This window comes from Trinickia sp. EG282A, from assembly GCF_040965455.1.
Lineage (GTDB): Bacteria > Pseudomonadota > Gammaproteobacteria > Burkholderiales > Burkholderiaceae > Trinickia > Trinickia symbiotica.
This window is the reverse complement of record NZ_JBFRCC010000001.1, coordinates 1,656,447-1,670,579: the sequence shown is the minus strand read 5'-3', so window position 1 is coordinate 1,670,579 and position 14,133 is coordinate 1,656,447. Positions and strand designations below refer to the sequence as shown.

General features: G+C 64.8%; 7 protein-coding genes. 2 read left to right on the top strand and 5 right to left on the bottom strand.

The features are described 5' to 3' along the window. Positions 1-14: 14 nt before the first annotated feature. The 5 genes from AB4Y31_RS07615 to AB4Y31_RS07595 are packed head-to-tail and all read right to left on the bottom strand — an operon-like array spanning position 15 to position 11,684. The gene (locus tag AB4Y31_RS07615) at positions 15-2,231 is read right to left on the bottom strand and encodes a CHASE2 domain-containing protein (RefSeq protein ID WP_368673357.1); all 2,217 of its coding nucleotides are present in this window, start codon (positions 2,229-2,231) and stop codon (positions 15-17) included. A gap of 29 nt (positions 2,232-2,260) precedes the next feature. After that, positions 2,261-4,474, bottom strand: a complete 2,214-nt coding sequence (locus AB4Y31_RS07610; protein WP_368673356.1) for a SulP family inorganic anion transporter — start codon at positions 4,472-4,474, stop codon at positions 2,261-2,263. Positions 4,475-4,484: 10 nt separating this feature from the next. Next, positions 4,485-5,225, bottom strand: a complete 741-nt coding sequence (locus AB4Y31_RS07605) for a FecR domain-containing protein (protein ID WP_368673355.1) — start codon at positions 5,223-5,225, stop codon at positions 4,485-4,487. Between the two features lie 10 nt (positions 5,226-5,235). Next, positions 5,236-7,038: a ShlB/FhaC/HecB family hemolysin secretion/activation protein gene (locus AB4Y31_RS07600; RefSeq protein WP_368673354.1), complete on the bottom strand. Its 1,803-nt coding sequence runs from the start codon at positions 7,036-7,038 to the stop codon at positions 5,236-5,238. Further along, entirely contained in the window at positions 7,035-11,684 is a 4,650-nt protein-coding gene (locus AB4Y31_RS07595) for a beta strand repeat-containing protein (RefSeq protein ID WP_368673353.1), read from the bottom strand. The genes AB4Y31_RS07600 and AB4Y31_RS07595 overlap by 4 nt, the downstream gene beginning before the upstream one ends. Positions 11,685-11,923: 239 nt before the next feature. Here AB4Y31_RS07595 and AB4Y31_RS07590 point away from each other — a divergent pair, with 239 nt between their 5' ends. Both AB4Y31_RS07590 and msrB read left to right on the top strand, forming a co-directional pair. Then, positions 11,924-13,480: a YdiU family protein gene (locus AB4Y31_RS07590; RefSeq protein ID WP_368673352.1), complete on the top strand. Its 1,557-nt coding sequence runs from the start codon at positions 11,924-11,926 to the stop codon at positions 13,478-13,480. Between the two features lie 87 nt (positions 13,481-13,567). Then, entirely contained in the window at positions 13,568-14,017 is a 450-nt protein-coding gene (msrB, locus tag AB4Y31_RS07585) for a peptide-methionine (R)-S-oxide reductase MsrB (protein WP_018443393.1), read from the top strand. The last annotated feature ends 116 nt before the right edge of the window (positions 14,018-14,133 follow it).

Genomic DNA, 14,133 nt, shown 5'->3' with positions numbered 1-14,133 from the left:
GGTTCCCGGTCGGCTCATTTGGCGTCGAACTCGTGGACGCCGTCCCATGCATCGGCATCGTCTCGCGACGCACGCATGGCGGCGATCCGCTCGAGATAGAGCGTGTAAAGGCGCCGCCGCGGGCCGGCATCCCGCAGCGCGCGCAACGAAGCTTCGGCCGCGTCCCACTCGCCGCGGCGATACTGTTGCAGCGCTTCGTGCCAGCGCGCGAGCTCCGCGACCTCCGAATGAGAGAGCTTGTAGGCTTCGTCGACGGGCTCGTAGATCGCCACGGCCTCGCGCTTGCCTTTTACGCGCACGCGGTCGAGTTCCCGATAGACGATGTTCGGGGTCTGCCCGCGGGTCGCTTCACCGACGACGATATCGACGCCGTAATGCTTCGAGATTCCCTCGAGCCGCGCGCCGAGGTTCACCGCATCGCCCATTACCGTATAGGCGCGGCGCACGTGCGAACCCATATCGCCGACCGTCATCGGTCCCGTATTGATACCCACGCCGATCTGAATCGTCGGCTCGTCGCGCTCCATGAGCGCCGTGTTGAGCGGCCTCAACGCTTCGCGCATTCGCAATGCGGCCAGCACGGCCTGCTGCGCATGCAGCGGCTCCGCGAGCGGCGCCCCCCAGAATGCCATGATCGCGTCGCCGATGTATTTGTCGAGCGTGCCGCGATGTGTACGGATTACCGTCGTCATTGCGCCGAGGTACTCGTTCATCCAGCGCGCGAGCGCTTCGGGTTCGAGCGTTTCGGCGATCGCCGTGAAGCTGCGCACGTCGCTGAACAACACCGTGAGCTCGGCACGCCGGCCGTCCATACTGTATCGATGCGGCTCGCGACTCATCTGCTCGACGAGCTCGGGCGGCACATACTGGCCGAACAGATTGGCGAACTGTCGCCGATGGCGCGACTCGACGAAGAACCCGAGCGACATGTTCAGCACGAAGAGGGCCGCGATCAGCAACATGCTCGCGGCGAGCGGCAGTACAGCGTTGCCATAAGTCCATAGCGCAATGTCGCCTGCGATCGCGACTCCGAGCAATGCGACGGTGATGGCCGTCGCGCGCAAAGGCGCACGCCACGGTACGGCGAAGGTCATCGATAGGCCAATGACGAGCATCGCCAAGAGTTGGATAGCATCCGCATAGGCAGGCACGTGCTTGATCGTGCCATCGAGGATGCCGCTCACCAGATTCGCGTGAATTTCGACACCGGGATAGACGCTGCCGACCGGAGTCGAGCGCATATCGAGCAGGCCCGGCGCAGTGGTGCCGATCAGCACGATTCGATTCGCGAGCCGCGTGGCCGGCACGCGCCCCGCCAGCACGTCGACCGCAGACACGTATGGGAAGCTATGATCGCGGCCACGGTAAGGCACGAGCGCGGCGCCATTCTCGTCGACGGGAATCTTCGCGGTGCCGTGCGGCAACGCCAGCTGGAGCGACTCGAGCGGATCGTCGCCGCGCTCTGCTCGTTCGCCGAAGTCCGGTGCGATCGCGGGATTGCCGAGCGAAAGCCGTACGACCGCCAGCGACAACGATTCGTACACCTTATCTTTATGCCGGATCAGTAACGGCACGCGTCGCACGTTGCCGTCGAAGTCGACGACCGGGTTGAAGAATCCCGCGCTAACCGCCGCCTGTTGGAATACGGCCAAGTTGCCCCCATAACCGTACGCCTGCCTCAGCCCACCGCGGTGACCGGCGAATTCCGCGGCGGACAGAACGGGAGGCGGCAGTGCGCCGTTCGCTTCATCGCGGCCGCTCATGTAATACCCGAGCGCCACGGGCCGCTCGCGCAGCGCGGCGGCGAAGCGGTTATCGAAATCGAGCTGAGCCCGCAAACCATTGAGGACTGCCAAATATCGCGCGTCGCCGCGCATATCGCCGGCGGCCAGTTGCTCGAGCGTAGCAAGTCCCGAGCTGCCATCGGGCTCGGCCATGACGATGTCGAAAGCCACGACCTTCGCTCGCGCGGCGAAAAGCTTGTCGACGAGCTCGGCCATCCGGTCCCTGCCCCACGGCCAGCGGCCGATTGCGGCCAGACTGCGCTCGTCGATGTCGACGATCACGATGCGATCGTCGCGCGTGCCGGGCATCGTCATTCGCAATCGCGCGTCGTAGATGAGATTGTCGAGCACGTCGACGGCGAGCAGCCGGTAGAACCCCGCAACGTGGCCGAGTAGTACGGCGAGAATGGCGAGACCGGCGATCCAGCGCGGCAAAAGGCGTTTCATTTGATTACGCGTGCCCTCCAACGGGACCGTCAATAAGCCGCGCGCGCGGCTTCGTTCGCCACCGTCAACCGGGATGCCAGCACCATGACGACGAAACGATGAAACTGTCGCGCCGTATCGGCGTCTTCGATTTCGAGCTGATTCAGCGCCGAGTACGTCAAGCGCCATGCGGCGGTCGGCTCGTCGGCTCGCACGTCGGCGCTGCGCGGCTGCTGCGTATAGAGCGCCATCTCGCCCACGATCGTGCCCGAGCCGTACGAGCGCAGCCTCATCGATTTACCGTCTTCGAGCGGCAGCGAAACGGTGACGCGCCCTCGCTCGATGATGTAGACCGCATCGGCTGCGTCGCCTTGCGAGAACAGCAACTGCCCTTGCTTGAGCTGGCACGGCTCCATATAGGCCGAGAGCCTGGCGAGCGCCTTGCCGCTCAAGTGCGGCATGATCGCGGCGAGGCTGCGGAACGTCGAATGCTCGCGCGCAGTGCCCGCCCGCATGAGCAACAAGTCTTCGACCCACTCGAGGCCGCTGTCGAGGTCGCCGAATACATGGATGTTCTCGGTCAGTACGCCTGCGCGGGCCAGCATGTCGTGCGCGCGCGGGGGCAATCCGGTAAAGACGAGCGTATCGCCGGATGCCTTGGCGCGTTGCTTCAATCTCAGGAACGTTGCGGACGTCGACACATCGAGGCCGCTCACCTTCCTGAAGTCGAGCACGATGAATCGCGGCGACCCTCCGCTGCTCGCGGCGAGCCGCTCGCTCACGCGGCGCAACATCAGGTTCGCCGTACCGAAGAAAAGGAACCCTTGCAGGCAAGTGCCGACGACGGCATCCGCATGAGCGATGAGCCGCTCTGTGTCGCCGATCGAGCGCTCTACGTTCGAGTGATAGGTGCGTCCGTCGAACTCGCGCGAAATGGCGCTGATCCGCGCGTAGTTGAAAACGAACAGCGCGCAGGCCGCGGCGATGCCGAGCACGATGCCGGCCACCACGCCTTCGACGATGATGACGGCGACGATCAGCAAGACCAGCAGGTAATCGGCCAAACCCAGCTTCCGATAGGAAGCGATCAGCCATTCGCGCAGCAGGCCCCACGCAAGATAGAGTTGCAGCCCGACGAGCACGGGCTTCGGAAACCAGGCGATGAGGCCTGGGAAAAGCGCGATGACGGCAAAGCAGCCAAGGCCCGCGACGACGCCGCTCAATCGAGCGGTGGCGCCCGCGCGCGTGTTGAGCATCGTGCGGCTCATCGACTGATAGCCGACGATGCCGCCCGTCAAGCCCGCGAGCAGATTCGCGAGACCGGCTGCCCGCATCTCCTGATTGAAGTCGGCATCGTGCCCCGTCGCCAAGCTGGCACCGCTCGAATTGAGTAGGATCGTCAACGCGGAGACCGCGGCCACGGCGAGGCACTCGGGAAGATGCGCGACGATCGCCGCCCAGTCGATCTGCTGGCGCGGCAACATCAGCGGCAATTGCAGCGCCGAAAGCGGCTCGCGCGCAAAGAGCAGTCCCGCCTCGCGCAATTGCTCGGGCGCCTGACCGATTGCCGACATGCCGACGAAGAAGACGACGATGCCCGCGCCGAGGCCGAGCGGCGCAAGCGCATACGGCTTCACGCGTCGTTGCGCGGCGAGCAGTGTGGCGCAGACGACGACCGCCGGCACCCACGCGAGCCATGGCAGCTCACCCAATGTCGCGATGGCCGTCAAGCCCAGGCTGTGTCCGGTCAGCATGCGCATCGCGCCCGACAACAGCAGATAGCCGGTGCCGCCGAGAAACCCGCCGACCACGGGGTATGGCAGAAACTGGATCACCGAGCTGCGTCGCGATACGCCGACGAGATAGAGCGCCGCCCCCGTCACGAGCGTACTGACGGCGAGCGCCGCGAGCACGGTAACGAGTACGCCGTTTTGCGAAAGGCCGGTCGCGGTCGCATCCGCCGCGACGCCTGCGGCGAGGCCGACGAGCAGTGCGACCGCATTGCTGTCCGGGCCGCCGATCGAAAACGGCAGCGAGCTCTTCAGCGCGACGACGAGCGCGATGATGCCGCAGCTCACGAGCGTGATCGGCATGCCGACGTTGACGAAGTGCGAGAGGTTGCCGCTGAAGATCATCGACCCGTAGCCGATCGAGTAGCAAAGCGTCACGAGGCCCGAGAGAAGCCCCGCGACGATGTTCGGCGCGAGCGGCGTCGCGGCGTCCGTGCGCGTCGTCGTATTCAGCGAAAGAGTCTTGTCCGTCATGGTAGGGACCTCACTTGCAGGCAGCCGGCGACGGCACGACCGGCTCGACGTTCGCGCCCGGCATGAGGCCGATCGTCGAGCGCGGCGATCGGATGATCGTGCCGAAGCCTTCGGATAGTTCGTGGTGATCGACTTCCGTGCGGACGTCGATCGTTCCGTGATAGACGCGGATGTGCTCGCCCGCCTCGCCGCGCGGGCACTCGAGCGCGAGCGCTTGCGGCTCGCTTGCCGGAACGCTCATGGGGCCGGCGCCCTCGCCGCTCGGCAGCCGGCTCGCGAGCCCGCAGTCGAGCACCGACCACTCGGTGCCGCGAATGCCGATCGTCGCGGTTTGCGTGTTGAGCCGGTATGCGTCCGGAACGCCCTGTTTGCCGATCAAGCCCGAGATCACGCGCAGACCGCCCTTCAGCAACGATGAGACGCTGACGTTACTTTTTGCATCGTTCTCGGCGAAGCGGTAGTCGTCGATCCTGTATCGAGTATTGGCCTTGAGATAGACCCGCTGGTGATCGGCCATCAGCAGCACAGCTTCACCGTCCTTCGATGTCTCGATGGTGTCGCCCGACTCGACCGATGACCCAGCCGCGGCGAAGCGCTTCGCGCGCGACGCCGGCTCGATCGATACGACACCGGCGGTGTAGGCCACCGTGCCGGCCGGCGCCGCCGCGCGCGCATGAGCGGACACCACGGCAATGGCGGAGACAACGATAAGGGCTGCGAACGAGCGGGGAAAGCGCGTGATTGGAATCATCGATCTCCCCTCAAAATGCTTTTGTCAATTGCAGCCATACGCGCCCGGCATGATCGGTATCGGCGACGGCCGTGGCATTGCCGAGCTTGTGCGCATAGATGAGGCGGATTTCGTAGTCCGGCGCTTTGGAGAGCGTGACGCCGATGCCGGCTCCCGACAGTCTTTGATGGTTGGATTCCGTCGAAAACGGATAGGCGTTGTTTCGCACGAACCCGGTATCGACGAAGCCGAAGACGCCGAGCTGCCCTGGAAGCAGCGATTGCGCGACGGCATAGCGCAACTCGGCCGTCGCGAGATAACCGTCGTCGCCCGGCGCCTCGCCGGTGGGATAGGCACGTACGCCATAAGGGCCGCCGAGCGATAGCTTCTCGGACGAGATCAGGTTTTTCGAGGCTTGCTGGCCGTTCAGCGACAGATAGAACTGAAGCCGTGGCGTGACGGCCTCGTAAAGCGCAATCGAATAGGTGTACTTGCGATAGTGGCCGTCGGTTTGTGCCGACCTCTGATCGATCGCCAGCGCATCGGCCGACTCGATGTGAACGTCGCCCGATTCGGTCCGCACCGCATAGGTGACGAGGGTCTTGCCCGCGATCACGTTGCCGTCGAAGCCCGCGCCGAATACGTTGTCGAACTTGTCTTCGGCGGTGCCGTTCGCGTGATCGGTCAGGTTCTCGCGATCAAACCCGCCTTCAGCGTTGAGGTTCAACGTGCGCGACCGGATCAGCGGGTAGCTCGCCGCCCACGACAGCACGGTAGCGTGGCCATAGGCATCGAGCGAAGAGAAGTCGGCGCCGAGCCGGTAGGTCGATTCCGTCACGGACAGGCTGGTGCGCAGGCCGTCGCTTCCGATCGGGGCGCTATAGCCGAGTTGGCCGAACGTTTGGCCCGTGATCGAGGTCAGCGCGCGCGCATCGAGGCGATCGCCGAAACCCAGCGGGCTCAACCACTGCAGCGCGCCGCCGACACGGTAGCGTCCCGTTGGCCTGATTCCGTAATTGTCGGCCTGCAAGCTCGCGGTCAGCGCGCGAGTCGGAGGCACGTCGATCGTCAGGTCCGAGGTGCCGGGCGTCTCGCCCGCCTGCAGGTTTCCGGTGACGGCCGTTGCGCCGGTCACGTCCTGCATCAGCAGCGCCGCGCGATCGAGGCGGCGCTCGTCGATGACGTCGCCGAGATGCTTCGGGCTCACATAGCGCTGAAGCACGGCATCGCGCACGTGCGAGGCATTTCGAACTTCAACCTTGCCGTAGCGTCCTTCCACGATAGCGATATCGACGATACCGTCGCGGATGTCCTGCGCGGGGACGTATGCGCGGGCGACGAGATAGCCATGCGCGCGGTAGAAATTCGTGACGCGAGTCGCGGCTTCGTCGAGGTCGCCCAACGTCCGGGCGCCGCCTAGCGCGGGCTCCAGGAGCGGCATCAATTCGGCACGGCTGAACTTCGTATTGCCGTCTATCTGGAATCCTTTGACGGCGAACCGCAACGCCGATGCGGAAGGCGCCGGTGCGGCAGGTCGCTCGATGTGAATCTCGGCATTGGACGCGGGCGGCGAGACGGGAGGCAACGTCTGCAGCTGATTGCGCAGTGTGCTGCCCGCATCGGGTATCGGCGACGCCACTTGCGCCCAAGCATCCGGCATCGTGCAAGCGAGCGCCGCGCTCATGCCGGCGAGAAGGGTCAATGGAGAGCGGCGACGCGGGTTCATTGCGCTTGTCGAAGGAATCGGGAATGCGGCGCCGCTATCGCCGCGATGCCGGTGGCGGTGCATGTTCGATACGCCGGTCGCATCGTCTTTTCCGAGCCCCGCGCTCATGGCACGCACGCATTTGCGACAGGCCATGCCGGCAACGTCGACGACCGTCCGTTGCTCGAGACGGGGGTGCCGTGCGCCGCGTCGAACGCCGCCAACACGGCTCCAATCTCTTTTCGGCGCCCGTTGCCGTCTCCATCGGAGCCGCTGTCGGCGTCGTTGTTCATGACTGCCTGGACCTGGTTGATCACGGCCGGCGTCGACGAAGGCGCAGTCGAAGACGGCGGCGCGCTCGCCTGCGGGTCGATGACGGTCAGATCAGCGACCGTTCCGTCGGCCACCGCGTAGCCGGCCGGCACGTTGGAAGCCGTATAGCGGATTCGATAGAGGCCCACGCCGTCGTCGCCGCCTGCTCGTGTCGCGCTCGCCGCGTCGCCGTTGCTGTAGACGCTGACCGTCACGCCCGACGGCACGGTTGCATCGGTGAATGCATCGCCGTAGCTCGAACCGGCGTATTTGAGCGACAACGTCGCGCTCTCCTGCGCGGTCTGGCCGGCCATCTTCTGGTTTGGATTCGCGTTGACGAGGATGACTTGATCGGTCGAGAAGAGATACCGATTGCCGCTCGCCGAGACACTCGAGCCCGGGCTGTAGGTTTGGGCCCATAACGCGCTGTTGCCGCTTTGCAGCCCCCCGAACGAATCGGCATCGGGACTCGTCGTATAGATGAGCCACCGGCCGTTCGTCGTGACGACACTCGGACCAAAAAGGTTCGCGAAGCCGGCGCTCACGAGAATGACCGCATCGCCGCTCGCCGACGAGTCGATCGATTGGGCGAGCGTCGTTGTATAGCCGGGGTTCGTCAGCGTGACAGTGCCTCCGGCGGTAATACCCCTCGTCGATCCCGCCTGACCCACCGTGAGCTGACTTGCGTTGTTCAGGCTGAACGAGCCGCTGACCATCGCCGCCACCGTGCCGATCTGGTTCGCACCGTCGAGTGTTACATTGCCTGCGCTCGGAATGCCCAATGTGCCGAGCGTGAATGCGCCGCCTTGCGTAATATCGCCGCCCGAGGTCTGCAGCGTGAGCGCGGCGCCGCTGCCGCTCACTGAACCGAGCCTGATTGCGGCGGCCGAGATCGACGTGTCCACGGTCAGATCGAGCTCCGTACCGGGCGCGGATGCGAGCGATACGCCGTTTGCGGTCGCCAATGCATTCGATTGCAGATTCGTCAAAACGGCCGGTACGAGCGACGCGACCGACGAAACGGCGCCGCCCGAGAACGGGTTGCCGAGCGCCGATGCGATATCGCCGAGCGTCACGCCCGATCCCGCCAACGCGACGACGTTGTCCTGCAGATTCATCGAGACGCTGGCGCCAGAGGTCTCAGCCGCGCCGAGCGCGGTTCCCGGGCCCGGCACGTTCGTCGGCGAGAACGCGACGATCGCCGTGGTGCCGTTGAATGCCGTCGAAGGCGGCATCAGGTAGTAGAAACCGTTCGCCCCGGTCGTCAGGCTCGCGATCAATTGGTCGTGCGCGGCGAAGTCGAGCGTCTTGGCGGATTGCACGGCGCCCGATGTGTTCGTGTAGGTGCCGGAAAATACCGTGGGCGTGCTCGAGAAGATCGAGACGAGATAGGGATAGGATGTGCCCGGAATGAAGCGCCAGACGCTGCTGAAATCGAACCCCGAAAAGCTCGACGTTTGGCTCGACAACATCTGGGCGTTCGTGAGCCCCGTGCCGCCGGCGCTCGTGCTGAGCCCCGTCGTATCGATGTTCCAATAGCTGCGGGTGACCGAAGACCCGAAACCGGCGAGCGCCACGAGGCCGCCCGACGCTTCGCGCCCGGATACGAAGCCCGTCGCGTAACTCGTTGCGATCGACGCTTCATTGTCGCCCACGAGGCCGCCGGCCACCCCGCTGCTGGCGGCGCTGAGGCCGAGCGCGTAGCTGTCGGCAATTGTGCCGCTATTGAGGCCCACGAGGCCGCCGACGTCACCGGCGAAAGCGGTGACCGCCGAGCTCGAGAACGATTGCACGATCGATCCGTCGTTCTGGGCCGCGAGACCGCCGGCGGTCTGAAGGTCCGATACCGCGCCGGTTGCCCATGATGAGACGATTTGACCACCGGTGCCGTTGAGGCCAACGAGGCCGCCTGCGTACTGACTGCTGTTGACCGTTCCTGTGGCGGACGATCCGGCGATCGTTCCGGTGTTTTGGCCTACCAGCCCGCCCGCGGCATTTTGGGTGGCCGTCACCGCGCCGCTTGCGCTGCTCATCGTGATCGAGCCGTCGTTCAGGCCGACGAGGCCGCCGATGAGGTTGTCTCCCGTGACGGAAGCGGCCGAGCCCGAATGCGATATCACCCCGCCCCTATTCCAGCCAACGAGCCCTCCCGCCTGGCCTTCGATCATGCTGCCAAGGCCGGATGCCGTGATCGTCACGCCTGAGCCCACGGCCGCGTTCGTGATTGCTGCCGGAAACGACGAGCCGTCGCTAAGATTCTCTCCAATCAAGCCGCCGACGTTCGTATTGCCGCTGGTATCGTTGAGCAGCGTGTTCGACGTGGCCGTTACCGTGCCGTTGTCGACGGAGACGTTCAAGATCGTTCCGCCTTGATTGATGCCGACGAGCGCGCCGACGAACCGCGAGCCGGTGACGTTGAAGTGGGTTAGCGACACGTTCGATATCGAGCCGTCTCGAACGAAACCGAAGAGGCCGATGTTTTCGTTGTTGGGGTTGTTGATCGTCAACCCCGTGATCGTCTTGCCGTTGCCGTCGAACGTGCCTAGAAATGCGTTTTCGACACCGTTGCCGATGGGCGCGAAGCCGAGGCCGCCGTTCCAATTCGATGTGCCGCTCGCATCGATCGAGTTCGCGAGCTTGTACGAATCGGCCAGCAACGGCACCGAAGTGCCGATCCCTTGGAGACCGTACACGTCGCCGATCATATAGGGGTCGGCGGACGTCCCGCTGCCGCTCAGTGCTCGCAGGAACGATGCGCCATTGCCGACAACGAAATTCGAAGCGTTGAACCCCGGCAGGAACCCGCCGCCCACTTGTACCCATGCCCCATTCTGGAGGTCGAACGTGTGAGTGGTGATCGAAGCCATCGACGAGGGGGAAATCGTGCCGGTGGCCGAGAGCGTGAGCGTGCCGCTGCCGGCATCGAGAATAATCGGCCCGTCGATCGCGATGCTGCTGCCCGACGTTACGTTCAGCGATTGAAGCGCAGTGACCGACGCGCCGAGCGTGATGGCACCGCTTGCCGTCAGCGACCCCGTGCCGGTTAGCGAAATGGGCTCGTTCGTCGCGAGCGTTCCCCCGGCGTCAGCAGTGAGCGATCGTGCGACGAGCGGCGCCACCAAAGCGATGTCGTGCGTCGCGCTGGCCACGATCGAGCCTGTTGCGCCGCCGTCCAACGAAGCATTGATTTTGATATCGTGGTCGGCCGTCAACGTGAGCATGTTGCCTGAATTCCACACCACGCCGTCATTGATGGTGATGTCGCCAACACCGCCCGAGCCCGAGCTCGTCTGCAGTTGAATGTTGGTGTTCCCGAGTTGCGTCGAGAGCTGGGCCCCTGTCATATCGCCGCCCGAGGCGGCGACGACGATATCCGACGGATCGATGAGCCACGTGCCGCTCTGGCCGTTCGTGGCATGCGTCGTGATGGTCGCGCCCGGTTGCAGCTGGAAAGCCTCGCCCGATGTTTCGATCGTGCCGCCGTTGCCGCCGTTCGGCGCGGATGCGTCGAGTGTTCCGCCCACGAGCGCCGTGCCGCCGTCGGCGATCAGCTTGATGGTGCCGCCCACGTTGAGGGCTGTGCGCGCAACGATTTCGCCCGTGTTGTTGACGACGCCCGACAAAACGGCGTCTTTTCCCTTGCTCGTGAGGATGACGACGCCACCGTCCGCGCGGATCAAGTCGCCGTTTTCGGCAAGGGCGTCGAGCGTGCCTTGGTCGATCGTCAGCGAGACGAGTTGATCGCCGGCGAGCGTCACGGTGGCTGCGGAGCCGGCCGCGAGTTCGACTGTGCCTTTATCGGCGATGAGCGAACCCTGGTTCGATACGTGCGGCGCGATGAACGCGATATAGCCGCCGTTCGCCGTGATCTGTCCTTCGTTGACGATGCGCCCGGTGCCGCCGCTATCGGTGAAGCGGAATTTTCCAGCGAGGAAATCGCTGTCGGACAGGTTCAGCGTCGATGCAAGCAGCCCGCCGACGTTGACTTGCGCCGATTTCCCGAAGAGCACGCCGTTCGGGTTGAGGATGAAGACCTGTCCGTTCGCGTTGAGCGTGCCGAGGATCTGGGTAGGGCTTTGGCCTGTCACGCGATTGAGCGCGATCGCACTGCTCCCCGGCTGCGCGAATGTCACGGAGTCCTGACTGCCGATATCGAAGCTGGTCCAATTGATGGCGAGACGATTGCTGCCTTGCTGAATGATGGTGGTGGCTCCGCCCGCTGCATTGGGCGCGGCATTGATGGTGCCGGCGCCGGCAGTGATCTGGCCGCCCGCTGGCGCGGCCGCGGCGTGCAAGCAGCCGAGCGCGCTCGCCGCGGCGAACGCGGCGGCGACGATCGGCCGCAGCGGGAACGGCCCTTCACCATGCGCGTCTGTCTGCACATGTTCATGTGCGTGCGCATGGTGCTTTCCCCGCCCCGTTTTGCGTGGATATTCGTGCCGGTTTCCGGTCTTTTCTTTCATCGACGACGGTCCTGGAAGTCGACTCGGTCGCGTTGGCCGAGTGGCGGCACGAGCGAGCGGCGCGTACGCCTACCGCCGCGCATCTTGCCAAGCGAGCGTTTATTGAGCGTTTACCGCGACGACATCCGCTCCGGCCACGGCTGGCTTTCGTGCGATTCGATGGTGCGACGGGCCGTCCGGCTCGAATACGCGTCGCGAAGCAGCCGCTTACAATACGAGGAAGTCGAGAGGTCTCACTCATGTCTTTTTCCGCAACCGTTGCCGAGCCCACCGGGGTGTTGGCGAGATTGGCCGAGTCGTTGGCGGCGGCACGCCCTGGCTCGTTCGCCGGTCTGGGCACCGCTTTTTACACGCGTTTGCCTGCCGCGCCGCTGCCCGATCCCTATGTCGTGGGTGTCTCGGCCGATGCCGCGACGACGCTCGGTCTCGATCCGTCGATGGTGGGCGAGCCCGATTTCGCCGCGTTCTTCTGCGGCAATCCGACGCGCGAATGGCCCGCGCAGGCCCTGCCCTACGCGTCTGTCTATTCCGGCCACCAATTCGGCGTCTGGGCCGGCCAGCTCGGCGACGGCCGTGCGCTCACGCTCGGCGAGCTCGAACACCGCGGCGTGCGCAATGAGCTGCAATTGAAGGGCAGCGGGCGCACGCCCTACTCGCGCATGGGCGACGGCCGCGCCGTGCTGCGTTCGTCGATCCGCGAATTCCTCTGCTCCGAAGCGATGCACCACCTGGGTATCCCGACGACGCGTGCACTCTGCGTGATCGGGTCGGACCAGCCGGTGCGGCGTGAGGAGATCGAAACGGCCGCCGTCGTCACGCGCGTTTCGCCGAGCTTTGTCCGATTCGGACACTTCGAGCATTTTTACGCCGCGGATCGCGTCGACGAATTGCGTAAGCTCGCCGACCATGTGATCGATCGCTTTTACCCGGCGTGTCGCGAAGCGAAGGATCCCTACCTCGCCTTGCTCGATGCGGTAGTCATTCGCACGGCCGAGCTGATCGCGCAATGGCAGGCGGTCGGCTTTTGCCACGGCGTCATGAACACGGACAACATGTCGATCCTCGGCCTGACGATCGACTATGGACCGTTCGGCTTCGTCGATGCATTCGATGCGAACCACATTTGCAATCACTCGGACACGCAGGGGCGCTACGCGTACCGCATGCAGCCGCAGATCGCGTACTGGAACTGCTTCTGTCTCGCGCAAGGCCTGCTGCCGCTGATCGGCGCGCACCATGACGAATCGGTGCGGCCCGAACGGTCGGTTGCCGATGCGCAACAGGCTCTCGAAACGTTCAAGGCGCGCTTCGGGCCCGCGCTGGAGCGCCGCTTGCGCGACAAGCTGGGCTTGTCCGAAGCGCAGCCCGGCGACAATGTGCTCGCCGACCGCCTGCTCGAGCTCATGCACAAGAACCGTGCGGACTTCACGGCGACGTTCCGTCGTCTTTCGACGATGTCCAAGCACGACGCGAGCAGCGACGGACCGGTACGCGACCTGTTCATCGACCGTGAGGCATTCGATCGATGGGCGGCCGATTACCGCGCGCGGCTCGCAACCGATCCGCGCGACGACGCGGCGAGACGCGAGGCGATGAACCGCGTGAACCCGAAATACGTCTTGCGCAACCACTTGGCGGAAACGGCGATCCGACGCGCGAAGGAAAAGGACTTCTCGGAGGTGGAGCGCCTCTTGACCGTGCTGCGCCGCCCGTTCGATGAGCAGCCCGAATTCGAGGCCTATGCGGCGCTGCCGCCCGACTGGGCTGGCACGCTGTCGGTCAGCTGCTCGTCATAGGGCGCAACGACCGCACCGCATCCATGCGCCGCTCGCGTGCGTATATGCACCGTGCGGCGAACATGCCAAAACGGAGACATATCGACCATGACTGAACACACCGATCCCCGCGATCTCCCCGAAACGAGCGAAGCGCCCCGTGACGGCTATGCCGTCCGTAAGTCCGACGACGACTGGCGCAGCGAACTCGGCGACGTCGAATACGAAGTCACGCGGCACGCCGCGACCGAACGCCCGTTCACGGGCCGCTACTGGGATCATTGGGAGCGCGGCGTCTACGACTGCGTCTGCTGCGGCACGCCGCTCTTCGAGTCGTCGACGAAATTCGACGCCGGCTGCGGCTGGCCCAGCTACTTCAAGCCGATCAACGGCGAGGTGATCGAAGAGCGGACCGACCGCTCGCATGGGATGCTTCGGATCGAAGTCCGCTGCAAGCAATGCGGCGCGCACCTCGGCCATGTATTCGAGGACGGCCCCGCTCCCACGGGCCTTCGCTACTGCATCAACTCGGCTGCGCTACAATTCGAGCCCAAGTAGCGCGGATCGTACGCTTCGCTGTAATAGCGCGGCCCAAGTCCGCGGGCAGGCGCACGAAATCGTGCGCCTGCCTGCGGCTTTTTGCCGACAATGTGCGTCGAATCCGCCCCGGCCCG

Excerpts from the sequence above, each read along its gene's own strand:
- AB4Y31_RS07615 (WP_368673357.1), bottom strand. The coding sequence starts at position 2,231 with ATGAAACGCCTTTTGCCGCGCTGGATCGCCGGTCTCGCCATTCTCGCC.
- AB4Y31_RS07610 (WP_368673356.1), bottom strand. The coding sequence starts at position 4,474 with ATGACGGACAAGACTCTTTCGCTGAATACGACGACGCGCACGGACGCC.
- AB4Y31_RS07605 (WP_368673355.1), bottom strand. The coding sequence starts at position 5,225 with ATGATTCCAATCACGCGCTTTCCCCGCTCGTTCGCAGCCCTTATCGTT.
- AB4Y31_RS07600 (WP_368673354.1), bottom strand. The coding sequence starts at position 7,038 with ATGAGCGCGGGGCTCGGAAAAGACGATGCGACCGGCGTATCGAACATG.
- AB4Y31_RS07595 (WP_368673353.1), bottom strand. The coding sequence starts at position 11,684 with ATGAAAGAAAAGACCGGAAACCGGCACGAATATCCACGCAAAACGGGG.
- AB4Y31_RS07590 (WP_368673352.1), top strand. The coding sequence starts at position 11,924 with ATGTCTTTTTCCGCAACCGTTGCCGAGCCCACCGGGGTGTTGGCGAGA.
- msrB (WP_018443393.1), top strand. The coding sequence starts at position 13,568 with ATGACTGAACACACCGATCCCCGCGATCTCCCCGAAACGAGCGAAGCG.